24 protein-coding genes are annotated in these 25,455 nt (G+C 65.2%); 13 read left to right on the top strand and 11 right to left on the bottom strand.

Annotated elements, in window-relative coordinates:
- Nucleotides 1-63: 63 nt before the first annotated feature.
- Nucleotides 64-585: a translation initiation factor IF-3 gene (gene infC / locus ACBR42_RS05675; protein WP_014105241.1), complete on the top strand. Its 522-nt coding sequence runs from the start codon at nt 64-66 to the stop codon at nt 583-585.
- A gap of 103 nt (nt 586-688) precedes the next feature.
- Here the strand turns inward: infC and ACBR42_RS05670 are convergent, their stop codons facing one another.
- The 6 genes from ACBR42_RS05670 to hrpB form a co-directional block, all read right to left on the bottom strand.
- A complete protein-coding gene (locus ACBR42_RS05670) occupies nt 689-1,438 on the bottom strand; it encodes an SIMPL domain-containing protein (RefSeq protein WP_110547783.1) in 750 nt (249 codons plus the stop codon).
- Entirely contained in the window at nt 1,435-1,764 is a 330-nt protein-coding gene (locus ACBR42_RS05665) for a hypothetical protein (RefSeq protein ID WP_102325604.1), read from the bottom strand. The genes ACBR42_RS05670 and ACBR42_RS05665 overlap by 4 nt, the downstream gene beginning before the upstream one ends.
- Before the next feature lie 4 nt (nt 1,765-1,768).
- Entirely contained in the window at nt 1,769-3,346 is a 1,578-nt protein-coding gene (locus ACBR42_RS05660; RefSeq protein ID WP_102325605.1) for a HAMP domain-containing sensor histidine kinase, read from the bottom strand.
- 30 nt (nt 3,347-3,376) lie between these two features.
- Nucleotides 3,377-4,057, bottom strand: a complete 681-nt coding sequence (locus ACBR42_RS05655) for a response regulator transcription factor (protein WP_102325606.1) — start codon at nt 4,055-4,057, stop codon at nt 3,377-3,379.
- 31 nt (nt 4,058-4,088) lie between these two features.
- A complete protein-coding gene (locus ACBR42_RS05650; protein WP_265001171.1) occupies nt 4,089-5,279 on the bottom strand; it encodes a S1C family serine protease in 1,191 nt (396 codons plus the stop codon).
- A gap of 73 nt (nt 5,280-5,352) precedes the next feature.
- Nucleotides 5,353-7,911, bottom strand: a complete 2,559-nt coding sequence (hrpB, locus tag ACBR42_RS05645; RefSeq protein ID WP_371207456.1) for an ATP-dependent helicase HrpB — start codon at nt 7,909-7,911, stop codon at nt 5,353-5,355.
- Between the two features lie 99 nt (nt 7,912-8,010).
- On the opposite strand from hrpB, the gene ACBR42_RS05640 reads away from it, so the two are divergent.
- Nucleotides 8,011-10,098 (top strand): protein-disulfide reductase DsbD family protein, encoded by a 2,088-nt coding sequence (locus tag ACBR42_RS05640; protein ID WP_371207455.1) that lies wholly within the window; start codon nt 8,011-8,013, stop codon nt 10,096-10,098.
- 43 nt (nt 10,099-10,141) lie between these two features.
- Here the strand turns inward: ACBR42_RS05640 and ACBR42_RS05635 are convergent, their stop codons facing one another.
- From ACBR42_RS05635 to ACBR42_RS05615, 5 genes are all read right to left on the bottom strand, one after another.
- Entirely contained in the window at nt 10,142-11,074 is a 933-nt protein-coding gene (locus ACBR42_RS05635) for a hypothetical protein (protein WP_118962838.1), read from the bottom strand.
- Nucleotides 11,075-11,175: 101 nt separating this feature from the next.
- A complete protein-coding gene (locus ACBR42_RS05630; RefSeq protein ID WP_165927298.1) occupies nt 11,176-12,138 on the bottom strand; it encodes an Hsp33 family molecular chaperone HslO in 963 nt (320 codons plus the stop codon).
- 45 nt (nt 12,139-12,183) lie between these two features.
- Nucleotides 12,184-12,504, bottom strand: coding sequence for a hypothetical protein (locus ACBR42_RS05625; protein ID WP_371207454.1), 321 nt, complete (start codon nt 12,502-12,504; stop codon nt 12,184-12,186).
- Entirely contained in the window at nt 12,501-13,487 is a 987-nt protein-coding gene (gene argF, locus ACBR42_RS05620) for an ornithine carbamoyltransferase (protein WP_102325610.1), read from the bottom strand. Before argF ends, ACBR42_RS05625 begins: the two co-directional genes overlap by 4 nt.
- Nucleotides 13,484-14,692: an aspartate aminotransferase family protein gene (locus tag ACBR42_RS05615; RefSeq protein WP_102325611.1), complete on the bottom strand. Its 1,209-nt coding sequence runs from the start codon at nt 14,690-14,692 to the stop codon at nt 13,484-13,486. Before ACBR42_RS05615 ends, argF begins: the two co-directional genes overlap by 4 nt.
- A gap of 290 nt (nt 14,693-14,982) precedes the next feature.
- Between ACBR42_RS05615 and ACBR42_RS05610 the strand changes: the two genes are divergently transcribed.
- The 11 genes from ACBR42_RS05610 to mutL all read left to right on the top strand — a co-directional run bounded on the left by ACBR42_RS05610 (nt 14,983) and on the right by mutL (nt 25,326).
- Nucleotides 14,983-15,624 carry a regulatory protein RecX gene (locus tag ACBR42_RS05610; protein WP_371207528.1) on the top strand — a complete coding sequence of 214 codons (642 nt, stop codon included), beginning with the start codon at nt 14,983-14,985 and terminating at the stop codon, nt 15,622-15,624.
- Nucleotides 15,621-16,073: a CHAP domain-containing protein gene (locus ACBR42_RS05605; RefSeq protein WP_102325613.1), complete on the top strand. Its 453-nt coding sequence runs from the start codon at nt 15,621-15,623 to the stop codon at nt 16,071-16,073. Before ACBR42_RS05610 ends, ACBR42_RS05605 begins: the two co-directional genes overlap by 4 nt.
- 132 nt (nt 16,074-16,205) lie before the next feature.
- Complete coding sequence (locus ACBR42_RS05600; protein WP_371207453.1) at nt 16,206-16,451, top strand: twin-arginine translocase TatA/TatE family subunit; 246 nt, start codon at nt 16,206-16,208, stop codon at nt 16,449-16,451.
- 46 nt (nt 16,452-16,497) lie between these two features.
- Nucleotides 16,498-17,121 carry a methylthioribulose 1-phosphate dehydratase gene (locus tag ACBR42_RS05595; protein ID WP_174234100.1) on the top strand — a complete coding sequence of 208 codons (624 nt, stop codon included), beginning with the start codon at nt 16,498-16,500 and terminating at the stop codon, nt 17,119-17,121.
- Entirely contained in the window at nt 17,118-17,660 is a 543-nt protein-coding gene (locus ACBR42_RS05590) for an acireductone dioxygenase (protein WP_102325616.1), read from the top strand. The genes ACBR42_RS05595 and ACBR42_RS05590 overlap by 4 nt, the downstream gene beginning before the upstream one ends.
- Before the next feature lie 23 nt (nt 17,661-17,683).
- Entirely contained in the window at nt 17,684-18,400 is a 717-nt protein-coding gene (mtnC, locus tag ACBR42_RS05585; RefSeq protein WP_118962841.1) for an acireductone synthase, read from the top strand.
- A complete protein-coding gene (locus tag ACBR42_RS05580; RefSeq protein ID WP_110547791.1) occupies nt 18,397-19,356 on the top strand; it encodes a bifunctional riboflavin kinase/FAD synthetase in 960 nt (319 codons plus the stop codon). Before mtnC ends, ACBR42_RS05580 begins: the two co-directional genes overlap by 4 nt.
- 92 nt (nt 19,357-19,448) lie before the next feature.
- On the top strand, nt 19,449-22,322 hold the full coding sequence (ileS, locus tag ACBR42_RS05575; RefSeq protein ID WP_371207452.1) for an isoleucine--tRNA ligase: 2,874 nt from the start codon (nt 19,449-19,451) through the stop codon (nt 22,320-22,322).
- Nucleotides 22,323-22,327: 5 nt separating this feature from the next.
- The gene (gene lspA, locus ACBR42_RS05570; protein ID WP_110547792.1) at nt 22,328-22,801 is read left to right on the top strand and encodes a signal peptidase II; all 474 of its coding nucleotides are present in this window, start codon (nt 22,328-22,330) and stop codon (nt 22,799-22,801) included.
- 95 nt (nt 22,802-22,896) lie between these two features.
- The gene (locus ACBR42_RS05565) at nt 22,897-23,385 is read left to right on the top strand and encodes a DUF3035 domain-containing protein (RefSeq protein ID WP_102325621.1); all 489 of its coding nucleotides are present in this window, start codon (nt 22,897-22,899) and stop codon (nt 23,383-23,385) included.
- A gap of 63 nt (nt 23,386-23,448) precedes the next feature.
- Nucleotides 23,449-25,326 (top strand): DNA mismatch repair endonuclease MutL, encoded by a 1,878-nt coding sequence (gene mutL, locus ACBR42_RS05560; RefSeq protein ID WP_371207451.1) that lies wholly within the window; start codon nt 23,449-23,451, stop codon nt 25,324-25,326.
- Nucleotides 25,327-25,455: the final 129 nt, after the last annotated feature.

Below are 25,455 nucleotides of genomic sequence, written 5' to 3'. Positions count from 1 at the left end.
GGGATGGCCCTGCCTGCCGTTTGAATGAAACAGTTACAGGAGCTGACCATAGCCAGACCCCCCATGCCCACTCCGCCGAACCGAGAGGGCCCCCGTGTCAATGAAGAGATCCGCGTACCGCAGGTACGTCTGATCGACGAAGAGGGCGAGATGCTTGGCATCATGTCCACGCGTGATGCACTGGCACGCGCTTATTCTGTCGGGCTCGACCTGCTCGAAATCAGCCCGAACGCCGAACCGCCCGTGGCCAAGGTCCTTGACTACGGCAAGTTCAAGTACGAGCAGCAGAAGAAGCGTAACGAAGCGCGCAAGAAGCAGAAAGTCATTGAAATCAAGGAAGTCAAGGTTCGTCCGAACATTGATGAAAATGATTATCAGGTCAAAATGCGCGCGATGAAGACCTTTATCGGCGAAGGGGACAAGGTGAAGGTAACCCTTCGTTTCCGTGGCCGTGAAATGGCGCATCAGGATCTGGGTGTGAAGGTTCTCGAACGCATTCGGGCCGAGATGGACGAACTGGCCAAGGTTGAGCATATGCCCAAGCTTGAAAACCGCCAGATGATCATGGTGCTGGCCCCGCGCTGAAGCGCCCGGTTTTCGGTCCATGAAATGAATAAAGGCCCGTGAGAGATACTCTCCGGGCCTTTTTCATATCCATCCCCGGCATGGGGATCTGGGTATTGCCGCCCTATGGCGTCAGCAGCACGGTCGCGCGGGCGGTGGCTGTAACATCCTGCATCCCCGTGGGGGCGGATGGGGCCATCATGTCGGCGCTGGCGGCGCGCGCCATCATCATGGGCATCGGGCGTGGCATGTCCTGATCGTCCAGCGAGACAGAGGCGAGGGATGAAATCTTCAGCTTCAGGGTATCGGCGGCGGCATGGGCGCGCTGCTGCATATCCTGTAGTGCGAGGGTTTCCGCCTGTCGGGTCAGTTCAGCCCGTTTTTTGCGCGATACCGACCAGTCAAGCCGCGTCAGCGCAAGGTTTTCCGCCTGCAACTGCCCGACCAGTGGCAGCAGCGTCTTGCCATCAGCCGCCGTCAGCCGGATGGTCTGGCGGGCGACCCATTGCGCCCTGCGGTTCTGACGGGTGTCGGCATCTTCATGCTGGACGAAATACGACTCGGCATTGACCGTCAGGTCCGGGGTCTGCGCGGCGGCAGATATGGCCTTGCCGATCAGTGAATTGACCTGTGCCTGCGCCGCCGCAGCGGTGTCCGCCCGGGATTCGGCAAAGAAGGTGGCGGTCAGTTGATCGGGCTGGGCCTGCACCGTACCCGATGCGGTCAGTTCAAGCCGGGTTTCGTCGGATGGGGCGGAGTCGGTGTTCGCACCGGTTCCCTGCGCCAGCGTTACGGCCGGATACAGGCTGGCGGCGGCCAGCAGGGCAGGAAGGGCATGGCGACGGGTAAGGGAACGAAAGCGTGTGAAAATCATGAATGCGTGGTCTCCTTCAGTTCGACCAACGCACGACGGAGTCGTACGATCCCTGAGCGGATGCGCCCGATGCGGCACATGTCTTCTCCCTGCATGCGCAGGCTGTCCACATCCTGCGGCAGGGCAGGGCCGTAGGCATCGATGATGTTCAGCAGCCTGTTGCAGTAGGCCTTGGTGTCGCTGGTGATGATGACGGGTTTGTCCGCCCCGTCCCGTGCGGTAATCACGCGCGCCATGTTGCCCGGCTCTGCCGGGGCGGGTGATGCACCGCACAGGCAGAAGCTCATCACGACGATGGCGGGCGTCATGGCGGGGTGCATGTTCATGGCGCTACTTTACGCTACTGTTCATGTCATGCTGATGGGGGAAAGGTGACGTTTGCGTCATGCCTGATATGTGCGCATCGGATGGAAAATCTTCTTCGCGCGATGTCAGCGCACAGGCGGCGATGGGCAGGGCGAGCGAAACCGTAAGCCCGGGATTATGGGCCGAAAGATGCATCCGCCCCCCATGCAGTTGCACGATGGCGCGGACCATGGACAGACCCAGTCCCGCGCCGGGGGTATTGCGGGCCTTTTCCGCCCGGAAGAAGCGTTCCGTCGCCCGGGCCATGTCGGCTTCGGTCATGCCGATTCCCTCGTCACTGACCGATAGGTCCAGCATCCCTTCACCCGTTGGCCCGGTTATCCGCCCCGGCGAGATTTCGCGGATCTGGGCGCGCAGGAAGACGGTGCCGCCGGGCGGGGAAAACTTGATGGCATTGTCCAGCATGTTGGCCACGGCCTGCTGCACCAGCGACCGGTCGCCGTAGAAGGACAGGTGTGCCGGCAGGTCGAGCGCCAGGGCGATCTCATGCTCCTCCGCCACCGCTTCATACAGGTCCGCCACATCCAGCAGGACGGGAACCAGATCGAATGTCATGAAGGCCGAGCGGCGGGCCCCGGCCTCAATCTGGGCAATGCGTAACAGGGCCTCGAACACGGCGGTAACGTTATCCAGGTTGCCGACCGCGCGTTCGATCGCGCCACGCAGTTCATCGGGCGTGGTGGCGTGAAGGGCCGCGTCCTCAAGCTGCGTGCGCGCCCGCGCGATGGGGGTGCGCAGGTCATGGGCAATGGAATTGGAAACCTGCCGCACGCCATCCATCAGGCGCACGATGCGGTCCAGCATTTCGTTGATGGCTTCGGCGACCTGATCCATCTCGTCGCCATTGCCAACCAGCGGCATGCGCCGGCTCAGGTCGCCATGCGCGATTGCGGAGGTCGTGCGCGCCACGGTCTTGACCATGCGGCGGAAAATCCCGTGCACCAGCACCGCGCCACTGACCGCAAGCAGGGAGACCATGACCCAGGCCCATAGCAGGGAATCGGTCAGCAGGTGCCGCAGCACCCCGCGTGAGCGCACGTCGCGCCCGACCAGCAGGCGGTAGCCACTGTCCAGTTGTCCTGCCGTATGGGTCTGCGCCGTGCCGGGCAGGCGGTAGGCATGCAGTTCCGCCATGCCGCGCAGTCCCGCGCGCGTATCGGGCAGGGTGTACCAGCGGTCGGTATACTGCACGCGTCCCGGCCATGCGGAGACATTGCCCGTCAGGTAATTGCCCTGCGGGTCGATGACCATATAGATCGCGTCGTCATCAAGGTTCTGTTCAAGCCGGTCCTCGATGGTCAGCGCCAGCGTCGGCAGTCCGCCCATGACCCAGCGCTCGGCCAGCGCGCGGGCATCGGCGTTGATGGCGGTTTCGACCTGACGTTCCAGAAACCCGATCGTGCCCCACCACATGAAGGACATGAACAGGACGGAAGACAGGGCGAACAGCATGCCATAGGCCAGCGAGAAGCGCAGGCTGGCCGACCGCCACGCCCGCCACGGCGACCGGCGTGGCCGGACCTGTGTGAAGCCTTCCGCCATTACGGCCGGGACCGCAGGCGGCTGTGCCGCCTATTCCGCACGTAGCATGTACCCGGCATTGCGGATGGTATGGATCAGCGGGGTGTCGAACGGCTTGTCCACTTTCTGTCGCAGGCGCGAGACATGCACGTCGATCACATTGGTCTGCGGGTCGAAATGGTAGTCCCACACGCCTTCCAGCAGCATGGTCCGGGTCACGACCTGCCCCGCGTGGCGGGTCAGGTATTCCAGCAGGCGGAATTCCCGTGGCTGGAGATCGATCTTGCGCCCCGCGCGGCGCACCGTGCGCGACAGCAGGTCGATTTCAAGGTCCGCCAGTTCCAGCTTGGTCTGCGGCGCGGTTTCGGTCCGGCCACGGCGGCCCAGCGCTTCCACCCGCGCCAGCAGTTCGCTGAAGGCGAAGGGCTTGGTCACATAGTCGTCCCCCCCAGCCTTGAGGCCCTGCACGCGGTCATCCACATCCGCCAGCGCCGAAAGCAGCAGGACGGGAGTGGCATTGTTCTGCGCGCGGATGGTCTCGAGCAGGCGCACCCCGTCAATGCCACCGGGCAGCATGCGGTCGAGTATGATCAGGTCGAACTTCTCGCTCACGGCCATGAACAGGCCATCCTTGCCGTTATCGGTCAGTTCGACCAGATGTCCGGCTTCCTTCAGGCCCTTGGCCACGAAATTGCGGACGGTGGGATCGTCCTCGACTACAAGTATATGCACGTTGCCTCACGTCGTTTGGGGCGGGGATCGTTCAGTCTTCCGGGTCCTCGTCGGGGCGGTGGCCGACACAGGCGTTCAGTCCCAGTATCTCATGATGGCGACGGATATGCAGTACCACCGTGGATTCAGGCTGCTTTGCCGCGATGGAGCGGATCAGCATGCGTGATGTGTCAATCGGTTCGTCATTCACCGCGATGATGACATCGCCAATATGCAGATGCGCCTTCATCGCCGGGCCGTCACGGTCGATGCCGACAATCTGCACACCACCATGCCCCGGCCCGTCAGCCAGCGTAACCCCCAGCCACCCCCGGTCAATGCGGCCCTTGCGGCGCAGTTCCTCTACAATAGGGGCCACGATTTCCGATGGCAGCCCGAACCCGATCCCGACCGATCCCCCGGTGGGGGAGACGATGGCCGTATTCACCGCCACCACCTGCCCGCCCAGATTGAATGACGGTCCCCCTGAATTGCCGGGATTGATGGGCGCATCGATCTGAAAGAAATCGTCAAACGGGCCGGTGCCGATGTCGCGCCCGCGCGCGGATACGATACCCGCCGTAACCGATGAACCCAGCCCGAACGGGTTGCCCGCGGCCATGATCCAGTCGCCGATATTGACCAGCCTGCTGTCGCCCCATGGCACGAATGGCAGGGGGCGGGGGGCACGGATCTGGATGACCGCGATATCCGTCAGGTCGTCGCTGCCAACCAGTTGGGCGGGATATTCAGCGCCATCGGCCAGCGATACGGTAATCTGGTCCGCGCCGCCGACTACATGCGCATTGGTCACGATCACGCCGGTGGGGTCGATCAGGAAGCCCGAACCCGCCCCCAGCATTTCTTCCCCATGGGCGCGCATCCGCTCGCGGAAGCGGTGTTCGAACGGCGTGCCCTTCACGCTGGGGGGCAGGGGCTGGTGACCGGGGGCCTGTCGGCTGTCCTGTGCCGACTGGGAAACGGCGATGTTCACCACCGCCGGACCAACCTGGCGTACCAGCGGCGCGAAGGTCAGCGGCCCGGACGAGACGACCGGCGCCACCGGCGCGGCAAACAGTGACGGGGTCGGCTGTGGGGCGGGTGATGCCACACCCTGCGCGCAGGCCGCCACAGTCTGCATGGTCAGGCCGGGAATGCCCAGCAGCAGTACCGGTAGCAGGCGGGAAGCCGGGCGGTGCATGGCGGTCGGTATCCATGTGGGGCGGCAGGAACAAGCATTCATGATGGGCCATGTTATCTTAAAAAAGCGGCAATGCCATGTCTGCATACCCTCATGTCGGGAAATGCATGCCGATTTATGGGTTCCGCCCGTGCCGCGGCGGGGGTGGAGACGCTGTTGCCGGGTTTTCCGGCCAGTCGTGCCGGGGATAGCGACCGCGCATGTCACGGCGCATATCCGCCCATGACCCCGCCCAGAAACCGGCCAGATCGGCGGTAATGGCCTGCGGTCGGCCCGCCGGTGATAGCAGGGCGATGCGCAGGTCCAGCCGTCCGTCCGCTATGCGTGGTGTCTGGGTCACGCCGTAGAAGGTCTGTGCCCGTGCGCTGGCGACCGGCACGGGTTGCAGGTAGTCCACTGCCGCCCGTCCGCCGGGCAGTTCCAGATGGGCGGGCAGCATCCGGTCCAGCCATTTCAGTGTCGCATGGTCCATCGTGGCGCGCAGCATGGCCAGCAGGTCCATTTCCCCCAGTAGCGACAGGCGGCTGACCCCCGCAAGCCATGGGGCCAGCCATGTTCCGGTCGTCCCGGCCAAGGCTGCGTCCGACAGGTCAGGCAGATCGGGACGGTCCAGCCGGGTCCGGGCCAGTTCCACACGCGCCTGAAGCTGGCGGCAGGCATCGGTCCAGTTCAGTGTGGCGGCAAGGTTCTGCGCCGCCTGTGCGCATAGCAGGCTGGATACTTCCTCCGCGCTGGCTGTGACGGTACGGTCACGCAGCACGAGATTGCCCAGCCGGAGCCTGCGGCGCGCCAGCACGCTGCCGGTGGTGGTGTCCAGCGTGGTTTCAACCTGTTCCTTCGCACGCGCCAGCACGCTATCGGGCAGCGCGTCGCGGTCCAGCGGGGCGGCCAGACAGATTTCCGCCGCCTTGCGCACATGCATGCCCGCGACCGCCAGCAGGCCGTGTCGGGCCAGTTCATCGGTTTTGGACAGGCGCGCGCTCCCCCCGCCTGCAAGGCGGAAGGAGCCAACATCCCCGCGCGACTGCGCCACGCGGTCGGGAAAGGCTGCTGCGATCAGGGCCGCGCAGTCACCCTGTGCCACAATATCGCGGCCCAGCCCCAGCCGCCTGCGATACTGTCGGGCGGCGTGGCGGATACGTGACAGGGCGGCACGGTCGGCATCGGGGTGATCGCCCCCTGCCAGCAGGTCAAGGCGCAGGCGGATATCGGCGGGAGCCGGGGGAGGCGCGCCGCGCGCGGGCCCCGCCGGGCGGCGCGGGCGCAACGGGTCGCGTTCTTCCAGCAGGGCGGCAATATCGGCGGCCAGCGCGCATTCGCCGGGACCGCGGGCAGCCAGCATCATGGCGGCAAGGCGCGGATGGGCGCCAAGGCTGGCCATGCGTGTGCCCTCCGGGGTGATGCGGGCGTCATCATCCAGCGCCCCCAGCGCCTGCAGCAGGCTGCGCCCGGCCTCGAACGCGCCATTGGGGGGCGTATCGGGGAAGGGCAGGTCAGCGGGGTCCGTTCCCATCGCCTCCTGCCACGCGGCGGTATCGAGCCGCAGGCCGGTCAGTTCGGCTTCCATCATTTCCGGCTGGTCATGCGGCGGCATGGCGCGGGTTGTCATTTCCGTCCACAGACGGATGGCGATACCCGGCGCGACACGTCCCGCACGTCCGGCGCGCTGGGCCGCCGCCGCGCGGGAAATGCGTACCGTATCAAGCCGCGTCAGTCCCGTGCCGGGGTCCAGCCGCGGCACACGGCGAAAACCGCCATCCACCACGATGCGCACACCGGGCACGGTCAGCGATGTCTCGGCAATGGAGGTGGACAGGATCACCCGTCTGCGCCCCTGCGGGTGCGGGGTCAGAGCCAGATCCTGCTCGGCGGGGGGGAGTTCACCATACAGCGGAAGGACATCCGCATCCACGCCCGCAAGCGCGCTACGCGCACGCAGGATTTCACCCACGCCCGGCAGGAAGGCCAGAATATCGCCCGCTTCCTCGGCCAGGGCGGTGCGGATGGCGGCAGCCATGGCATCGGGCAGGTCCCGGCGATGGACCAGATCGCGCCGCGCGTGGCGGAGATCGACCGGAAACATCCGGCCTTCGCTTTCCACCAGTTCGGCACCCATGCGCTGCGACAGGGCGGCGCCGTCCATCGTGGCGGACATGGCCACCAGCCGCAGGTCGGGCCGCAGGCTGCGCTGAAGGTCCAGACAGAAGGCAAGGGCGGCATCCGCATCGACGGAGCGTTCATGGATTTCATCGAAGATGACGCAGGCCACCCCATCCAGCGTGGGGTCCGACAGCAGGCGGCGGACCAGCAGCCCTTCGGTAATGACCTCGATACGCGTGCGCTCTGACGTCGCGCCATCCAGTCGCGTGCGGTAGCCCACCAAGCCCCCCGGCTGTTCGCCCACCAGTTCGGCCATGCGCTGGGCGGCGGCGCGCGTGGCCAGTCGGCGGGGTTCCAGCATGACGATCCGCCCGTCCTGCCGCCATGGGGCGTCCAGCAGGGCCAGCGGGACCAGCGTGGTCTTGCCCGCACCCGGCGGCGCCACCAGAACGGCGTTGGATGTGCGCGCAAGGGCCGCCTTCAGCGCGGGAATGGCGCTGGATACCGGCAGGTTTTCCCCTGCGGCGGACAGAAGGGGCGCAAGTCGGTTTTGCAAGGTGGGATCGAAAGCCATATCCTGATCTTATGGCGTCCGGCATGGTAACGGGGCAATCCTTGGCATGATGCCGGGACGCGTTTTTCTTTCTTTCCTTTCTTTCCGGTGGAGTCTGCTGTGCCCCTTCTGTGGCTTGTGTCGATCCTGTGCACGCTGCTTGCCGTAGCGCCCGTGGCCCATGCCGCGCAGAGCGCGCCGGTAACAACCACGCGCTCCACCGCAACCCTTGTCACCGATGATGACAGCTACATGCCCGGCCGTGCGCTGCATGTGGGGCTGATGCTGCATCTTGCACCCGGCTGGCATACCTACTGGATCAATCCCGGCGATGCAGGGGATGCGCCTACCGTGTCCGTCACTGCGCGGGGCGGCGCGAGCGGGCAGGCCAGCACCATCGAATGGCCTACCCCGCGCGTGCTGCATGATGGGCCGCTGACCTCCTACGCCTATACCGGGGATGTGCTGCTGCCGGTCACGCTGTCCCCTGCGCCGGTGGAAGGCAATGATGGTGCGCTTACCCTTGATGCCGAGGCCGACTGGCTGGTCTGTGCCGCCGTCTGTGTGCCTGAACATGGCACCTTCAGCCTGACCCTGCCGCGCGGTGAGCCACATCCCTCGGCGCAGGCAGCCGATTTCGCGCGGGCTGCCGCCAGTAGACCGGTGCCCTCGCCTTTCGCGGTGACGCTCTCCCCCACAGGTACCCTGCAGGTCGCGGGCAGCGGGCTTTCCGCCGATGCGGTAAGGGCGGCGTGGTTCATGCCTGAAACGGCGGGGGCGATCGATCAGGATGCACCGCAGGCCGTGGCGGTGCGCGATGGAATTGTGCAACTGGCCCTGCATCCGGGGCCGGAATTCCATAACGGCACGGGGCTGTCCGGCATTGTGGTGCTGCGCGATGGCATGGGCCGCGAGAGCAGCCTGCAGGTGCAGCCCGCACCCGGAGATGTCCGCCCCATTGCGCAGCAGGGTAATGACGTGACACGCATTGCGGCCCTGCTGGCCATGGCCTTCGCGGGGGGGCTGATCCTGAACCTCATGCCCTGCGTATTTCCGGTGCTGGCGATGAAGGTGCTGGCGCTGGAACGCATGGCGCGCGGGGAACGCAGGGCGGCCCTTGCCGGGGCCGGGGCGTATGCGGCGGGCGTTGTGGGGGCTTTTGTGGTGCTGGGCGGCTGTATTGCGGCCCTGCGGGTTGCGGGGCAGCAGGCAGGATGGGGGTTCCAGTTCCAGTCCACCGGCTTTGTCATCACGATCTGCCTGCTGCTGTTTGCGGTCGCCCTTAACCTGCTGGGTGTCTTTAACATCGGCATGCGGCTGGGCTCGCTGGGTAATGCCCTGCCTGCCCATATGGGTGATTTCCTGACCGGGGTGCTGGCGGTTGTGCTGGCCTCGCCCTGTACCGCGCCGTTCATGGGGGCGGCGGTAGCGGGCGCGCTGGCTGCGTCACCGGCAACGGGGCTGCTTATTTTTGCATCCCTCGGGCTGGGACTGGCGGCACCCTACCTGCTACTTGCCGCCATGCCGGGCCTGCTGGGCTGGCTGCCGCGTCCGGGCGCATGGATGGAAACCGTGCGGCACCTGCTGGCGCTGCCGGTGCTGGCGACCTGTGTATGGCTGGGATGGGTCGCATGGCTGGAAGGTGGCAGCGACGGACTTGTCCTGCTTGGGGTGGGGCTGGTGCTGGTTGCGGCTGGCTGCTGGTGCCTGCGCATGGCTGGTCATGCGGATATGCGTGAAGACGGGGTGCATCGCGCCGGATTTTACCGGGCTGTGGCGGTTCTTGCCCTGCTGGTGGCGTTCGTGGGTGGGGGTGTGCTGCCTCTGGCCGCCATGCATGAGCACGGGGCGGACAGGGTAGCCGATGGCAGTTCGGCCTTTTCGCCTGCACGGCTGGCACAGTTGCGCGCGCAGGGCCGTCCCGTCTTTGTGGACATGACGGCCGCGTGGTGCATTTCATGTCTGGTCAATGAACGCGTCGCCCTGTCCAGCCATGCCGTGCAGGCGGCGTTTGCGCAGCGCGGAATTGTTTACATGAAAGGCGACTGGACCCGGCGGGACGCCGATATCACGGCTTTCCTGCACGATCATGGTCGTGATGGCGTGCCGTTCTATGTCTATTATCCCGCGCATGGAGCGGAGGTGATCCTGCCGGAAATCCTGTCGCCTGGCATTGTCCTGCGCATGACCGGATCGGATGGCGGATAAGGAAACGGGGGCGGATGATCCGCCCCCGCCCGTCTGTATGATGTCAGTTGGCTGTGCCGGATGTGGTACTGCCCGGCAGGGTCAGCGTGCCCGGCGGGGGCGAACGGAGCTGGCTGCCTTTGGTGGTCTGTGTGGTTGAACCCGTATCGTCGGACGGATAGCCCGCGGGGAAGATGGCATCCGGCCCGTCATCTCCCCTCGGGACGGGTTTTGCCGTCGTCTGGGTTGTTGTGGTGGTAGCGGAAGACGGAGTGCTGCTGTCCGTTGGTCCGCCGCCCAGTGTTACGGAATTACTGTAGGGTGCGACCGCGCCAGAAACCGGTGCGGCGGGGGCGGCTGTTTCCGCACCATCCAGCGGCTGGGCCGCGACGCTGCCGGGCACCGGTGGCGTGACCAGCCAGTTGCCCAGATTGTTGCGGATCTGGTTTTCCAGTTCCACGCTCATGTCCTGCAACATCATGTCAGTCAGGGCATTCAGGTTTTCCGGCGTGTCGGTATTGCCGCTTTTCGTTTTCGGGTCATAGGTCCGTGTGACCTGCGCCACGGCATAGCCCGTGCTGCGCCCATCGGCGGAGGTTACATCCAGATGCACGTTCAGTTGCCCGTCCAGCAGGCCGCCGGGCTGGTGCAGGATGGAGGCCCGGTCGATCGTCAGCACGCCCTGCCCCCCGCTGCCCGAGGCAATCAGCCTGTCATGCGCCATCTGCCGCAGCGACTGGTCCGGCGGAAAGGGCGCACGCGCCGACAGGTCGCCCGGCACCATGCCCGGCTGTCCCCGGTCCACGATGGAGATGGAGGCGACATTCAGATGCAGCGGTGGCTGGCTGCTGAACTGTGGCGGGGCAAAGGTGGTGGTGGGGCGGCTGTCCGCATGGTCGCAGGCGGACAGGGCCATAAGGGGCAGGCTGGCCGCCAGCGCGATACGCAGGCTGCGGCGTAACGGAAGGAGCGAAAGCGGCGAACGGTTCGGTCGCATGAAATATATCCCGATGACGGCTGGCGCGTGCGGCGCGGTCGGTAGATCAGGGGTATGACCGTGCCACGATCCGCGTCGGGCGCAAAGGGGCAGGTGGCTTTTCAGGCCACCTTGCCGCTGATCTCGTCGCGCTGGAAATGGAAACTGTGATTGCAGAAAGAACAGTTCATGCTGATCGTTCCTTCCTTCGCCATATGGTCCAGATCATCCAGCGAAAATGTTTCCAGAAGACCCGACAGCCGCGCGCGGGAGCAGCGGCAGCCAAACGCAAGGGCGCGGGGCTGCCCCACGATCAGTCCTTCCGCATGGAACAGGCGATACAGCAGGTCGGCGGATGAAAGCCGGTCATCCAGCACTTCACGCGCGCTCAGCGTCGTGGCCAGCGTTGTGGCGGTTTCCCACGCATCATCGCCCTGTTCGGCGCTGAGGGTGGTTTCGATGCCACCCGCCGTGGCGATCTTTTCCATCACCAGCGCACCCGCGCGCCAGCCCTGTTCGGTCTTTCCACAGAACAGCCGGACCCAGCAGGCATGCTGTTCGCTGGTGGCGAAGTAATGCGTCGCCATGTCGGACAGGCTTTCGCCCGTCATTTCGACGATACCCTGATGGATGTCGGTGTCCGGTCCCTGATCGACACTGAAGGCGATATAGCCCTTGCCCAGCAATTCACCCGCCGTGGGGTTCGGGGTGGTCCTGAGCAGTTCAGCCACCTGTTCATCATCGGAACGGGCGTGAAAACGTAGCGCGCCCGAATCCGTGCAGTCAGCCACCAGCAGGCTGACCGGGCCGTCGCCCTTGGCCTGAAGGGAGAAGGAACCCTGAAATTTCAGCGAGGAGGCAAGGGCCGCCACCAGCGCAAGGGCTTCCCCCGCCAGTTGCAGCACGGCATCGGGATTGTCGTGGCGCGTCAGCAGGGTATCGGTCAGCACGCCGGGCCGGACAAGGCGGCCGCGAACGGGGCGCTGGTCCAGATAGAATGGCACGACGCCCTGCGGCACGACCAGATCGGGCGTGTCAGGGCGGCTGGAATCCAGAAAGGCGGGAGAGGAGATATTGGAAGTCATGGCAGAAACCCGCGGCAGCGCGCCCGCGTGACGGGCGCGGAATAATCACAGATTGGCGGTAATGTCCGCCTCCAGCGCCGCAAGGCGCTGGTCGAGGTCCTTGACCTGCACTGCGGGCAGCAGACCGTTCTCACCTATCGCGGCGATCGCGCGCAGGCGGCAGCGGTCATGTTCCATGTCCAGATCCTGCGTGCGTCCCGCGCCCGCAAGGCAGTCGAGATAGCCATCGCGTATCACATCAAGGCGGGTATCGGTAACGGGCAGGGCGGCAAAGATGTCGCGCACGCTCTTTTCCGCCCAGCCGGGAACTTCCGGCGTATCTTCGGTCGCGGTCGGCAGGGCGGGCTGTTCAGCCGGTCCGGTCATGCCGTGGGCTCCTTTCCATATTGCTGCCAGTCCTCGCCACACAGCGCCCAGACAAGAATGCCCTTTTGCGCATGCAGACGGTTCTCGGCCTCGTCAAACACAACGGAATGCGGACCTTCAAACACGCTTTCCGTCACCTCTTCCCCGATATGGGCAGGCAGGCAGTGCAGGAAAAGGGCGTCGGGGGAGGCATGCGCCATAAGCGCTGCATCAACACGGTAGGGTTCGAACGCATTCAGCCGCTGGTCGGACGCCTTGTCGGACATGCTGACCCATGTATCGGTAATGATCGCATCCGCACCCGCCACGGCGGCCACGGGATCGGTCGTGACGGTGATATCCGCACCCTTGCTGCGTGCCCATGCCACGGCCGCGGCGCTGGGTGCGTGGGTCGGGGGCGTGGCCAGACGCAGGCGGTAGCCGAACAGGGCCGCCGCCTCGATAAAGGATGTGGCGACATTGTTGCCATCGCCGACCCAGGCCAGCGTGCGGCCGGTGATCGGGCCGCGATGCTCCTCGAACGTCATGATGTCGGCCATGATCTGTACCGGATGCGAATCCGGTGTCAGGCCGTTGATGACCGGCACGCTGCTCCACCGCGCAAGCTGGCGCAGGTTTTCCGTCTTGCCGGTGCGCAGCACGATGGCGTCGACAAAACGCGACAGCACGCGGGCGGTATCGGCAATGCTTTCCCCCCGGCCCAACTGCATGTCCGATGGCGCAAGCAGGATCACGTTGCCGCCAAGCTGCTGCATGCCGACTTCAAACGACACGCGCGTCCGGGTGGATGGCTTGGACAGCATGAGCCCGAGTGCCCGCCCGCGCAGGGGCAGGGCGGGGTGCAGCGGGCGCGCGCGCTTATGCTGCATGCGCTTGATGCCCACGGCCACATCCAGAATGGTGCGCAGGGTGGAGGCGTCCAGATCCTTGAGGTCAAGGAAATGACGGGGGATCAGGGTATCGGGTGACTGAAGCGCGTTCATGCCACATTCTCCGGCTTGGCCGTCGCGGCCAGATGGGCACGCACGCGCTGCGCGGCCCGGTCCAGCATGGACAGCGCGTCCGTGCAGTCGGCTTCGGTTACGGTCAGGGGGGGCAGCATGCGCAGCACGTTGTCGCCAGCCGTGACGCTCAGCATGCCTTCCGCAAGGGCGGCATTCTGCACGGTGGCTACATCGACCTTGCATTTCAGGCCGATCAGCAGGCCAAGCCCGCGCCGCCCGGTAAAGATGTCAGGATGGGTGGCCACCAGCCGGTCAAAGCCCGCGTCAAGCTGCGCCGCCCGGTCACGCACGCCCGCAAGGAAGCCGGGCGCAAGCAGGATGTCCAGCACCGCATTGGCGGCGGCGCATGCCAGCGGGCTGCCGCCAAACGTGGTGCCATGGCTGCCCGGCGTCATGTGCCTTGCAATGGTTTCGGTCGTAAGCACCGCCCCCATGGGGAAGCCCCCGGCGATGCCCTTGGCGGTGGACAGGATATCGGGCGTGATGTCCGACCATTCATAGGCGAACAGACGCCCGCTGCGGCCCATGCCGGACTGGACTTCATCCACGCCCAGAAACAGGCCGTATTCATCACATGCCGCCCGCAGTTCCTGCATGAAGCGCGGGGTGGCGGCATTGATGCCGCTTTCGCCCTGCACCGGCTCGACCATGATGCCTGCGGTTTCCGCCGTAATGACGTCACGCACGGCGTTCATGTTGTTCAGCGGCACATGATCGAAGCCCTCGACCCGCGGGCCGAAGCCGTCAAGGTATTTGGGATTGCCCGTGGCCGACAGTGTCGCAAGCGTGCGCCCGTGGAATGCGCCATTGAAGCAGATGATGCGCGTGCGCTCGGGGTGGCCGGACCTGGCCTGCGCGCGGCGGATCATCTTGATCATGCCTTCATTGGCTTCCGCGCCGGAATTGCAGAAGAAGGCGGTGTCCGCAAAGCTGTTGGCGACAAGCCGCGCGGCCAGCCGTTCGGCCTGCGGCACGCGGTACAGGTTGGACACGTGCATGACGCGCTGCGCCTGCTGCGTGATCGCGTCCACCAGATGCGGGTTGTTATGACCGACCGAGGATGTGGCTATGCCCGATCCGAAGTCCAGGAATCGTCGTCCGTCCACCGTGTACAGCCAGGCACCTTCGCCGCGCTCGAAAGCGAGGTCGGCGCGATTGTAGTTTGGCATCAGGGCGGGAATCATGGATTGGCCTTGCAACTTCGGTTCAAAGAAAAAGGATGGCGGGTTCAGAAACGAAAACGGCCCACCGCCGAGGGGGTGGGCATATTTCTTTCCCGATTTTCCAGATCATGCGCGGATGCGATTCGCACGGCATCCGGCTGCGCATTTTGACCCGGAAGCGCAAGAGAATATGGGCCACGGGGGCGAAATGCAACCTTAACCCCGTTTTCCCCTGTGTTTGCGCCATGGCTGCCATCCGCCAGCCTGCCGGGTATGGGCGGGGACGACCGGATTGTGGCACAGTGCCGGTTATGGTGGCCCGTTCTTCCCGTTCCGCTCCCCGCCCGCTTCCGCCCGCCCCGGATGGCGCCGTGCTGCGCGCGGTCGCGCTGGCATATCTGGCGCGCTTTTCCGCCACGCGGGCCGCTGTGGAACAGACACTCGTGCGGCATGTGGACCGCTGGGTCCGTCGCGCCATCGCCAGTGGCATGGAAGCGGATGCGGCCAGCCAGGCCGTCATGCCCGCCCGTGACCTGATCCCGCGCATCGTTGCCGACATGGAAGGGCTGGGCGCGGTGGATGATGCCCGTTTTTCCGAATTCCGTGCCCGTTCCCTTGCCCGTGCCGGACGATCGCGCCGCATGGTCGCGGCCCATCTGGGCGCGCGCGGCGTGGATGAAGCCACGGCAGGGCAGGCGATGGAGGAAGCGCTGGGCGCGCACGATGGGGAAGGGCGCGAGACGGAACTGGCGGCGGCGCTGGTATTCGTGCGCAAGCGTCGCGCCGGGCCATTCCTGCGCCCCGATGCGGATGAAGATGAAGCCGCGCAGCGCTACCGGCGTGCGATGGACGCCATGGCGCGGGCGGGGTTTGCCCGCGACACCGCGCGGCAGGCCCTTGATATGGATGTGAGTGAGGCGGAGGACAGGATCATGCGCATGAGGTCGGCATGAAGGCCGTGCTGGCGCGGGCGGTGGCGGGTGGCCTGCTGCTGTCGCTTGCGGCCTGCGCGGGCGGGGGATGGCACGGGGCGGTGCAGTGCGCGCCCTATGCGCGTGAGATCACGCATGTCCAGCTTAGTGGGGATGCGGCGTCATGGTGGGGACAGGCGCGGGGCCGCTATCCACGCGGCAGTGCGCCCGCGCCCGGCGCCGTGCTGGTGTTCCGTTCGACGGGCCGGCTGCCTGCGGGGCATGTGTCGGTCGTGCGCGCGGTTCGCGGCCCGCGGGAAGTGCTGGTGGATCAGGCCAACTGGGTGCCGGGCCGAATCGGCCACGGTGAACCGGTGGTCGATGTATCGGGGCGCAATGACTGGTCGCGGGTGAAGGTTTGGTGGTCCCCCATTCACGATATGGGTAAAACCGTCTATCCTGCATACGGATTTATCCTGCCGACGGGTTGAACGGGCCGACATGGGTGCTTGCATATCATGGGGCGTCCCCTCACATAGGCGGAGTAAGGGCAGGTCGCCTGCCGTATCGGATGGCGGGCGGAAAACGGCATTTTGCGTCATGGACGCGGATTGGGGAATGCAATGGGTAGCTTGAGCTGGGGACATTGGCTGATCGTGCTGGCCGTGGTGCTGGTACTGTTCGGCGGCGGCGGCAAGATCAGTTCGCTCATGGGCGACATGGCGCGCGGGATCAAGTCGTTCAAGAAAAACATGGCTGATGACGCGCCGGATGCTCCGGTTCCGACGGGCCACATCCAGGGACCGGGCAAGGAAACGGACGCCTCCTTTACCGAAAGCCCGCAGCGTTCCGTCAATAACGCGAAATGACAGGGGCCGCGTCCGTGCATGACACGGCGCGTGGATGAAGGGTCTAATGGATAAAGCAGTGTTTCCCGCAGGCGCTTACTGCCGGGCGGTAGAGGGGATTATTGCCGCGGGCCAGCGCATGGACCGTCATGGCTGGGTTCCGGCCACCGCGGGCAATATCAGCATCCGCCTGCCCGATGGCAATCTGGCCATCACCCGTTCCGGCGGCCACAAGGGGCTGCTGGGGGCCGATGGGGTGATCGCGGTGGACATGGCGGGGGTACCTCTCAACGCAGGTGACCGCCCCAGTGCCGAAACCCTGCTGCATTGCCAGATTTATGCCCATGACCCGCAAGCCGGTGCCGTGCTGCATGGGCATTCCGTCGCCTCTACCGTGCTGTCGATGCTGGGCGGTGACGCGCTGGTGCTTGAAGGTTACGAAGTCCAGAAGGTCTTTGCCGGTCAGACGACGCATGATGCCCGCGTGCATGTTCCCATATTCGACAACGATCAGGATATTGCCCGCCTCTCCCGCGTCGTGGCCCCGCATCTTGATGGCATGCGCGCGGGCTATATCATTCGCGGGCATGGGGTCTATGTGTGGGGGGCGGACATGGACACCGCCCTTGCGCGCCTTGAGGGGCTGGAGTTCCTGCTGGCCTGTGAACTGGAAAAGAGGAAATTCGGATGAGCGTCCTCGATGTCTATGCCGATAACAATCCCGGTACCGCCATCATCCACCTGACCGATCCCGCGCGGATTGCAGGCGAGCTTGCCGCCATCGGCGTGCGCTTCGAACGGTGGGACAGCCCCGTCGTTCCGCCGCGCGATGCGCCGGAAGCCGAGGTGCTTGCCGCCTATCGGCCCTATCTTGACCAGTTGATGGGGGAAACGGGGGCCGGTTCGGCCGATGTGCTGCGCGTTGGTCCCGATACCGAAGGCTGGGCGCAGGCGCGCAGGAAGTTCCTGTCCGAACATGTCCATAGCGAGGACGAAGTCCGTTTCTTCGTGCATGGTCAGGGGAATTTCATTCTGCACGTGAATGACCGTGTCTATAACGTGTGCTGCACGGCGCGTGACCTGATTTCGGTCCCGGCGGGCACGCCGCACTGGTTTGACGGCGGGACCACGCCCGATTTCGTGACCCTGCGGATTTTTACCAATACCGATGGCTGGATTGCCCAGTATACCGGAAGTGACATCGCGGCCAGCTTCAGCCCCGAAGCCTGAACCGTATTGAGGGAGATGAGAACGTGACCCAGGCCACGCAGCCGCCCGTCCGTGCGGTGCTGCTGGATATTGAGGGAACGACCATACCGGTTTCCTTCGTCCATGACATCCTGTTTCCCTATGCGCGCAAGGCGCTGCCTGAACTGCTGCGCAGCCATGGCGATGACCCCGCCGTTCAGGCGCAGATAGCCGAAATCGCCCGTCTGGCCCCCGGCGTGGCCCCCCTGCGCCAGCTTGAGGCATGGATGGACGCGGATGCGAAGGTCGCGCCGCTCAAGGCATTGCAGGGCATGGTCTGGGCGCAGGGTTATGCCGATGGCGCGCTCAAGGCCACGCTGTATCCCGATGTGGTGCCCGCCCTGCGCTGCTGGGCGGCGGCAGGGCTGGCGCTGGCGGTCTATTCCTCCGGTTCCGTCGCGGCGCAGAAGCTGATCTATGGTCATACCACCGAAGGCGACCTGAGCAGCGTGTTCGTAGGTTTTTACGACCTGCAGATGGGCGGCAAGCGCGATGCGGAAAGCTATCGCCGCATTGTGGATGATGCGCGGTGGAATGCGGGTGATGTCCTGTTCCTGTCCGATGTGGTGGCCGAACTGGATGCCGCCGCCAGCGCTGGCTTGCGCACCTGCCAGATCGCCCGGCCCGAGGACGGAACCCGGCCCGGAACCACCCACCCGGTCGCCGTGACGCTGGCGGAGGTGGCCGCCCGCTTCGGACTGCCGCATCCGGAGGCGGTATGAAGGCGCATCTGCATACGGACTGGCGCAATATTCCCGATGCCGCGCGGGGCGCCGTCGCGGCATTGGGCAATTTTGACGGGGTCCATCTGGGGCACGCCCACCTGCTTCATACGCTGCATGCGGCCCGTCCCGATCGGGAACTGGCGGTTGTGACGTTCGAGCCGCATCCGCGCGAACTGTTCCGCCCGCAGGACCCGCCCTTCCGGCTGACCCTGCCGCAGGAACGTTTCGCCGCCCTGTCCGCGCTTGGCGTAAAACACGTATTCCAGATCCCGTTCGACCAGACCTTCAGCGCGATGAGCGCGGAAAGCTTCGTGACCCGTGTGCTGCACGAAAGCCTTGGCCTGACCCATATCGCATGCGGCACCGACTTTGCGTTTGGTCACCGCAGGCGGGGCAATGTCGATTTCCTGACCGAACAGACCGAGGAACTGGGCATCGGCCTGACCGTGGCCCCGCCGCTGGCCGATGCGCTGGGGCCTTATTCCTCCAGCCGTATCCGCAGGCTGCTGCAGGATGGTTACCCCGAACGCGCGGCGGAGGAGCTGGGCCGCCCGTGGTCGATTCGCGGCGTGGTCCAGCATGGGGACAAGCGCGGCCGGCTGCTGGGCTTCCCCACGGCCAACATAGCCCTGGGCCGTCATCTGGAACCCGCGCGCGGGGTCTATGCCGTCAGCGTGCGCATGGCCGATGGCACGGTATGCCCCGGTGTCGCCAATATCGGTCGCCGCCCCACCATCAATGACGGGCAGGAAAGCAGGCTGGAAGTCCATCTGCTGGGCTTCTCGGGCGATCTGTATGGGCAGACGCTGTCGGTTGCGCTGCATACGCTGCTGCGCGCCGAACGCCGCTTTGACGGGCTGGACGCCCTGAAAGAACAGATCGCGCGGGATTCGGAACAGGCGACAGCCTACCTGTCGGCCCACCAGTTCGGCACCATTGTGTCCAGAACTTGACCACCCGCCTTTGCGGTCCCCATAAGGTTGCCCTGCGCGCGGGCCGGTAGCGGTCCCGTATGCTTCCCCTTGCCAGAAGAACAGAACAGGCCATGTCCGAGTCAAAACCACAGGATATCTACCGGGAGACGGTCTTCCTGCCGACCACTTCCTTCCCCATGCGGGGCAACCTGCCCAAGCGGGAGCCGGAGATTCTGAACGGATGGGAAAGCGGGAAGCTGGATGAAACGCTCTTCGCCCAGGCGCAGGGGCGTGACGTGTTCATGCTGCATGACGGGCCGCCCTATGCCAACGGCCACCTGCACATCGGCCACGCGCTGAACAAGATCCTCAAGGACGTGATCAACCGTGCCCACCGCATGGCGGGATACGGCATCCACTACGTGCCGGGCTGGGACTGTCACGGCCTGCCGATTGAATGGAAGATCGAGGAAGAATACCGCAAGCGCGGGCAGGACAAGGATTCTGTGCCGGTCCTTCAGTTCCGTGCCGAATGTCGTGCCTATGCCCAGAAATGGCTGGATACGCAGGCCAGCGAATTCCGCAGGCTGGGCGTGCAGGCGGAATGGGCGAACCGCTACGCCACCATGGATTTTTCATCCGAGGCGGCGATTGCGGGTGAAATCGGCAAATTCCTGCTCAACGGCCTGCTGTACCGTGGCCTGCGCCCGGTCATGTGGAGCCCGGTTGAAAAAACCGCGCTGGCCGAAGCCGAGATCGAATACCGCGATCATGAATCCACAGCCATCCATGTGGCTTTCCCCTTCGTAACCGATCCCACACCCGCCCACGCGCTTCAGGACGTGGCGGCGGTGATCTGGACCACCACGCCGTGGACCATCCCCGCCAACCGCGCCATCGCCTATGGGCCGGACATCACCTATGCCGTGGTCCGCGTCGATGGCGTGGGCGAGGGCGCGATGCTGGAACCCGAAGCCCGCGTGCTGGTGGCTGAAGACCTGATCGGTCTCTTCTGTGAGGCGGCGGGCGTTACCGCCCATCATGTGCTGTACACCCTGCCGGGCAGCGCGCTGGAAGGGGCTGTCTGCGCCCATCCGCTGCGGGGTCAGGGTTATGATTTCGATGTGCCGCTGCTGCCTGGCGAGCATGTCACAACCGAAGCGGGCACGGGCCTTGTCCACACCGCCCCCGCGCATGGCGAGGACGACTTCAACCTTGGCCGCGCCCATGGGCTGGAAATCACCGAACTGGTGATGGATGATGGCCGCTATGCCGACTGGGTGCCGCTGTTTGCGGGTGGCCATGTGTTCAAGGCGGCCGAGCCTGTATGTCAGGCGCTGGCGGAAGCCATGCAGCGCGCCGTAACGGATGGCACCGCGCCGTGCGGTCTGGTGGCGCGGGCCACGCTGGTCCATTCCTACCCGCATTCATGGCGTTCGCGCGCGCCGATCATCTATCGCGCCACCCCGCAGTGGTTCATCCGCATGGATGGCGAAGGCCACCTGCGCGACCGTGCGCTTGCAGCGCTGGACAAGGTGACGTTCGTGCCGGCGCAGGCGCGCAACCGCCTGACATCCATGGTGGCGGGCCGCCCGGACTGGTGCATCAGCCGCCAGCGCGCCTGGGGCGTGCCGATTGCCGTGTTCGTGGAAAAACGGACGGGTGAGGTCCTGCGCGATGCAGATGTCATGGCGCGTATCGTCGCGGCTTTCCGCGCCGAAGGGGCAGATGCGTGGTACAGTTCCCCCGCTTCACGCTTCCTTGGCGATGGCCGCAACCCCGACGATTACGAACAGGTGTTCGATATCGTTGACGTGTGGTTCGAAAGCGGTTCGACCCATGCCTTCGTGCTGGGCCATGGCGACATGAAGTTCCCTGCCGACCTGTATCTGGAAGGTTCGGACCAGCATCGCGGGTGGTTCCAGTCCTCCCTGCTCGAAAGTGTCGGCACGCGCGGCGTCGCCCCCTACCGGGCGCTGGTGACGAACGGCTTCGTGCTCGATGAGCAGGGCCGCAAGATGTCCAAGTCTCTGGGCAATGTCATCGCCCCGCAGGACGTGAATGACAGCATGGGGGCGGATATCCTGCGCCTGTGGGTCATGAACTCGGACACGAATGAAGACCTGCGTATCGGCAAGGAAATCCTGAAGCAGCAGGGTGAACTGTACCGCCGCCTGCGCAACACGCTGCGCTGGCTGCTGGGTGCGCTGGACGGCTTTACCGAAGCCGAGCGCGTGCCCTATGCCGAACTGCCGGAACTGGAACGCTGGGTCCTGCACCGCATGTCCGAACTGGGCGGTCTTGTGGCCCGGGCGGTGGAAACGCATGAATGGGTGGGCGTCTATCCCGCGCTGCACGGTTTCTGTGCCGCCGACCTGTCCGCCTTCTATTTCGACGTGCGCAAGGATACCATCTACTGCGATGGCCGCTCCAGCCTGAAGCGTCGTGCGGCGCGTACGGTGCTGGACCACCTGCATCGCTGCCTGTGCACATGGCTTGCCCCCGTTCTGGTCTTCACGGCGGAAGAAGCCTGGCTGGCCCGTCCGGGTAATACCGAAAGCGTGCATCTGCAGTCCTTCGTGGACATGCCGACCGAGTGGAACGATCCCGCGCTGGGCGACCGCTGGGCGATGCTGCGTGGGGTGCGCCGCATCATCACCACCGAAATCGAGAGCGCGCGGCGCGGCGGGATGGTCAAGTCCTCCCTTCAGGCAGCCCTTGAACTGCCGCTGTCCGAGGCGGAAGCCGCGCAGTTCGAAGGCGTGGACTGGGCCGAACTGACCATCGTGTCGCAGGCGGAAGTCAGCATCATTGCCGGTGCGGGTTCGATCTATCTGGGTCAGGACGAAGCACAGGAAGGCACGCCGCACGGCATTCCCACCATCAGCGTGGCGGAAGGCCATAAATGCGCGCGCTGCTGGAAGGTGCTGGAAGAAGTCGGTCAGGACGAGAGCCATCCCGAACTGTGCCTGCGCTGTGTCGATGTGGTGCAGGGTAAGGCGTAGGCGCGATGAACAACCGCGTTGTGGGTGCCGCCTGCCTGCTGGGCGCACTGGCTGCCGATCAGGCCAGCAAGTTCTGGATACTGGATATCTATGACCTGCCCGCGCGGGAAAGCGTGCCCCTGCTGCCGGTGCTGAACCTGACCATGGTGTGGAATCACGCCATCACGTTCGGCATGCTGGGCGGCGCCGGGGCGGCGGGGCGCGTGATCTTTTCGGTCGCGGCCCTGCTGATCGTGGCGGGGCTTGGCGTCTGGCTGGCCCGCACGCCGCGGCGGTGGGTGGCCGTCGCGCTGGGCATGATCATGGGGGGCGCCATTGGCAACGTGATCGACCGGCTGCGCTTCGGCGCGGTGGTCGATTTCATCCATGCCCATGCTTTTGGCTGGTCATGGCCGGTGTTCAATATCGCCGATGCCATGATTGATTGCGGGGTGGCCATCCTGATCATCGACAACCTGCGCGACCGCAGTGCAAACTAGGGGCTGGAGCGGCCTGCATGTGCTTGCCGAACCGTTCCACTAACGGTAATAGGCGAGATATGGCGATTCCTGCTCTCAGACCCCTTTCCTGTGCATTGCTCGTATCGAGTGGCTTCATGCTTTCGGGCTGCACGGGCGCTGATGTCTCGCGCGCCTTCGGGCTGGAGCGGACCCTGCCCGATGAATATACGGTCACGACGCGCGCGCCGCTGTCGATGCCGCCTTCCGATGAACTGGGCGCGCCCAACAGCAATGCCGTCCAGCGTGCGGAAGATACCAATCCACGCATGCAGGCGCTGGAAACCCTGTCCCCCAACGTGGCCCTCCAGGGTGCGGACGGCACGGACAGCGCAGGCCAGACCGCCCTTGTGGGTGCCGCGCAGCATGCCGCGAACGAGGCCGATCAGGGGGAAATGGGGCGTGCCGATACCAGCTTTGTCGACAAGCTCATGTTCTGGCATGGCGGCGGGGCAGGCAACCTTGTGAATGGCAAGGCCGAAAATGCCCGCCTGCGTGAAGATTCGGCCCTTGGCCGCAACCTGACGCAGGGCGCGACCCCGACGGTAAGCGGTCCCACCAAATAAGATGCTGTCCCGACCAGCAGGGGTCGGGCGTGACCTGATGGCTGCTGAAACCCGGTTCCCGATATGAATACGTCACATGCGAACACGCCGCCGGTGATCCGTCGCCTGTCGGAACAGGTGGTCAATCGCATTGCGGCGGGCGAAGTGATCGAACGCCCGGCGGCGGCGCTGAAGGAACTGGTTGAAAACGCTATCGACTCCGGTGCGCGGCGCATCCATATCCGGCTTGATAGTGGTGGAATCGACCGGATCGAAGTTATGGATGACGGATGCGGCATGGCACCGGACGACCTGCGTCTGGCGGTTGAGCGGCACTGCACGTCCAAGCTGCGTGATGAAACGCTGGTGCGTATCTCCACCCTCGGTTTCCGGGGGGAGGCACTGCCATCCATCGGGGCGGCGGCCCGGCTTACGGTCACGTCCAGACCGGCTGGCAGCGATTCGGCATGGTCGATCCGGGTGGAAGGCGGCGTTGTGGGGGAACCGCAACCCTGTGCGGGGCCACCCGGTACGCGTGTGCTGGTGGAAGACATGTTCTTTGCCACGCCTGCGCGGCGAAAATTCCTTAAAAGCCCCCGTGTCGAATCCGGGCATGCGGAAAACGTGGTGCGGCGTCTGGCCCTGTCGGCACCCCATATCGCGTTCCGGCTGGAATTCGATCAGCGCGTGATACTGGACCTGCCCGCGCAGGACACGCCCGCCCGCGTGGCCGCTATTCTCGAAGCCGGTCAGGCCGACGGATTGCTGCCGGTGGAAGGCGAGCGCGGCGAACTGAAGCTGCGCGGCTATATCTGCGCACCATCGGTCCATCGCGCCACGGCAAACGGGCAGATGCTGCTGGTCAACGGGCGACCCGTCGTTGATCCGGTGCTGCGCACGGCGGTGCGGGTGGCCTATCGCAACGTGATGGAACACGGGCGGCACGCGGTTGTGGCCCTGTCGCTTGAAATCCCGCCAGAGCAGGTGGATGTGAACGTACATCCCGCCAAGACGGAACTCCGCTACGCCGACTCGGCTGCTGTGCGGGCGCTGGTGATCGGCTCACTGGGGCGCGCGCTGGGCACTGGTGCGGGTGTTGCGGGGGTACGGCCCGACCTGATCCAGTCACGGGGACCTTCTTCATCGCGGATCTGGTATCCGCCCGAACGCAGTGCGGATGCGGCGGCAGTTTCGACCCGGCTGGCCACGCCACCCGACCTGTCGGGGGATGCCGCTGTCCCATCTCCGGTCCCATCCCCTGCGGGATTTGCCGAATCGTCGCTGCCGCTTGCCGCCCTGCCATCCGCGCGCAGGGTGGTTGCGGAAGATGCGCAAACTCGTGCGGACAGCGTGGCGGCGATGGATTATCCGCTGGGCGCTGCCATGGCGCAGGTTCTGGGCACCTATATCCTGTCCCAGACAGCCGATGGCGCGCTTGTGCTGGTGGACCAGCATGCCGCCCATGAACGCCTGACCCATGAAATCCTGCGCCAGCAGTATTTGGGGGGCGAAATCCGTGCCCAGCGCCTGCTTCTGCCCGAAGTGGTGGATCTGCCTGCCCGTCAGGTCGATGTGCTGCTGGGGTTCGTACCTGCCCTTGCGCGGCTGGGAATCGAAATCGAACCTTTTGGGGGTACCGCCGTTCTGGTCCGTACCATGCCCGCATTGCTGGAGAAGGAAAATCCGGCGGCCATGCTGCGCGATCTGGCGGAGGAGCTGGAGGCGGACGACCTGTCCACCCCCGCGCAGGCCGATGCGCTGGATGCGCGGATGGATGCGATCATCGCCCGTATGGCCTGCCATGGCAGCGTCAGGGCCGGTCGCAAGCTGACACACGAGGAAATGAACGCCCTGCTGCGGGACATGGAACGTACGCCGCGTTCAGGCACCTGTTCCCATGGGCGGCCAACCTGGCTGAAGCTGGAAAAGGCCGATCTGGAGCGGATGTTCGGCCGTCGCTAGCCAGTAGCGGAACGTTGTGAACGGACGGGTCGCGGGGCCGGTGACAGGGACGGTGCGGGGCCGCCTCGGCATAATGTGAGCGGGGGGCTACTGGATTCCTGATCGGGAACGCTTCTAGGGTCGGCCATT

The sequence above is a fragment of the Komagataeibacter sp. SM21 genome, assembly GCF_041402665.1.
Lineage (GTDB): Bacteria > Pseudomonadota > Alphaproteobacteria > Acetobacterales > Acetobacteraceae > Komagataeibacter > Komagataeibacter saccharivorans.
This window is presented reverse-complemented; position numbering and strand designations above follow the sequence as displayed.

What these genes read in the sequence shown, in the direction of transcription:
- ACBR42_RS05580 (WP_110547791.1), top strand. Translation starts at nt 18,397, where the DNA reads ATGAAGGCGCATCTGCATACGGACTGGCGCAATATTCCCGATGCCGCG.
- ACBR42_RS05665 (WP_102325604.1), bottom strand. Translation starts at nt 1,764, where the DNA reads ATGAACATGCACCCCGCCATGACGCCCGCCATCGTCGTGATGAGCTTC.
- hrpB (WP_371207456.1), bottom strand. Translation starts at nt 7,911, where the DNA reads ATGGCTTTCGATCCCACCTTGCAAAACCGACTTGCGCCCCTTCTGTCC.
- ACBR42_RS05605 (WP_102325613.1), top strand. Translation starts at nt 15,621, where the DNA reads ATGAAGGCCGTGCTGGCGCGGGCGGTGGCGGGTGGCCTGCTGCTGTCG.
- ACBR42_RS05590 (WP_102325616.1), top strand. Translation starts at nt 17,118, where the DNA reads ATGAGCGTCCTCGATGTCTATGCCGATAACAATCCCGGTACCGCCATC.
- ACBR42_RS05595 (WP_174234100.1), top strand. Translation starts at nt 16,498, where the DNA reads ATGGATAAAGCAGTGTTTCCCGCAGGCGCTTACTGCCGGGCGGTAGAG.
- ACBR42_RS05670 (WP_110547783.1), bottom strand. Translation starts at nt 1,438, where the DNA reads ATGATTTTCACACGCTTTCGTTCCCTTACCCGTCGCCATGCCCTTCCT.
- ACBR42_RS05600 (WP_371207453.1), top strand. Translation starts at nt 16,206, where the DNA reads ATGGGTAGCTTGAGCTGGGGACATTGGCTGATCGTGCTGGCCGTGGTG.
- ACBR42_RS05635 (WP_118962838.1), bottom strand. Translation starts at nt 11,074, where the DNA reads ATGCGACCGAACCGTTCGCCGCTTTCGCTCCTTCCGTTACGCCGCAGC.
- ACBR42_RS05630 (WP_165927298.1), bottom strand. Translation starts at nt 12,138, where the DNA reads ATGACTTCCAATATCTCCTCTCCCGCCTTTCTGGATTCCAGCCGCCCT.
- ACBR42_RS05610 (WP_371207528.1), top strand. Translation starts at nt 14,983, where the DNA reads ATGGTGGCCCGTTCTTCCCGTTCCGCTCCCCGCCCGCTTCCGCCCGCC.
- ACBR42_RS05615 (WP_102325611.1), bottom strand. Translation starts at nt 14,692, where the DNA reads ATGATTCCCGCCCTGATGCCAAACTACAATCGCGCCGACCTCGCTTTC.
- lspA (WP_110547792.1), top strand. Translation starts at nt 22,328, where the DNA reads ATGAACAACCGCGTTGTGGGTGCCGCCTGCCTGCTGGGCGCACTGGCT.
- ACBR42_RS05625 (WP_371207454.1), bottom strand. Translation starts at nt 12,504, where the DNA reads ATGACCGGACCGGCTGAACAGCCCGCCCTGCCGACCGCGACCGAAGAT.
- argF (WP_102325610.1), bottom strand. Translation starts at nt 13,487, where the DNA reads ATGAACGCGCTTCAGTCACCCGATACCCTGATCCCCCGTCATTTCCTT.
- infC (WP_014105241.1), top strand. Translation starts at nt 64, where the DNA reads ATGCCCACTCCGCCGAACCGAGAGGGCCCCCGTGTCAATGAAGAGATC.
- ileS (WP_371207452.1), top strand. Translation starts at nt 19,449, where the DNA reads ATGTCCGAGTCAAAACCACAGGATATCTACCGGGAGACGGTCTTCCTG.
- ACBR42_RS05650 (WP_265001171.1), bottom strand. Translation starts at nt 5,279, where the DNA reads ATGAATGCTTGTTCCTGCCGCCCCACATGGATACCGACCGCCATGCAC.
- ACBR42_RS05660 (WP_102325605.1), bottom strand. Translation starts at nt 3,346, where the DNA reads ATGGCGGAAGGCTTCACACAGGTCCGGCCACGCCGGTCGCCGTGGCGG.
- mutL (WP_371207451.1), top strand. Translation starts at nt 23,449, where the DNA reads ATGAATACGTCACATGCGAACACGCCGCCGGTGATCCGTCGCCTGTCG.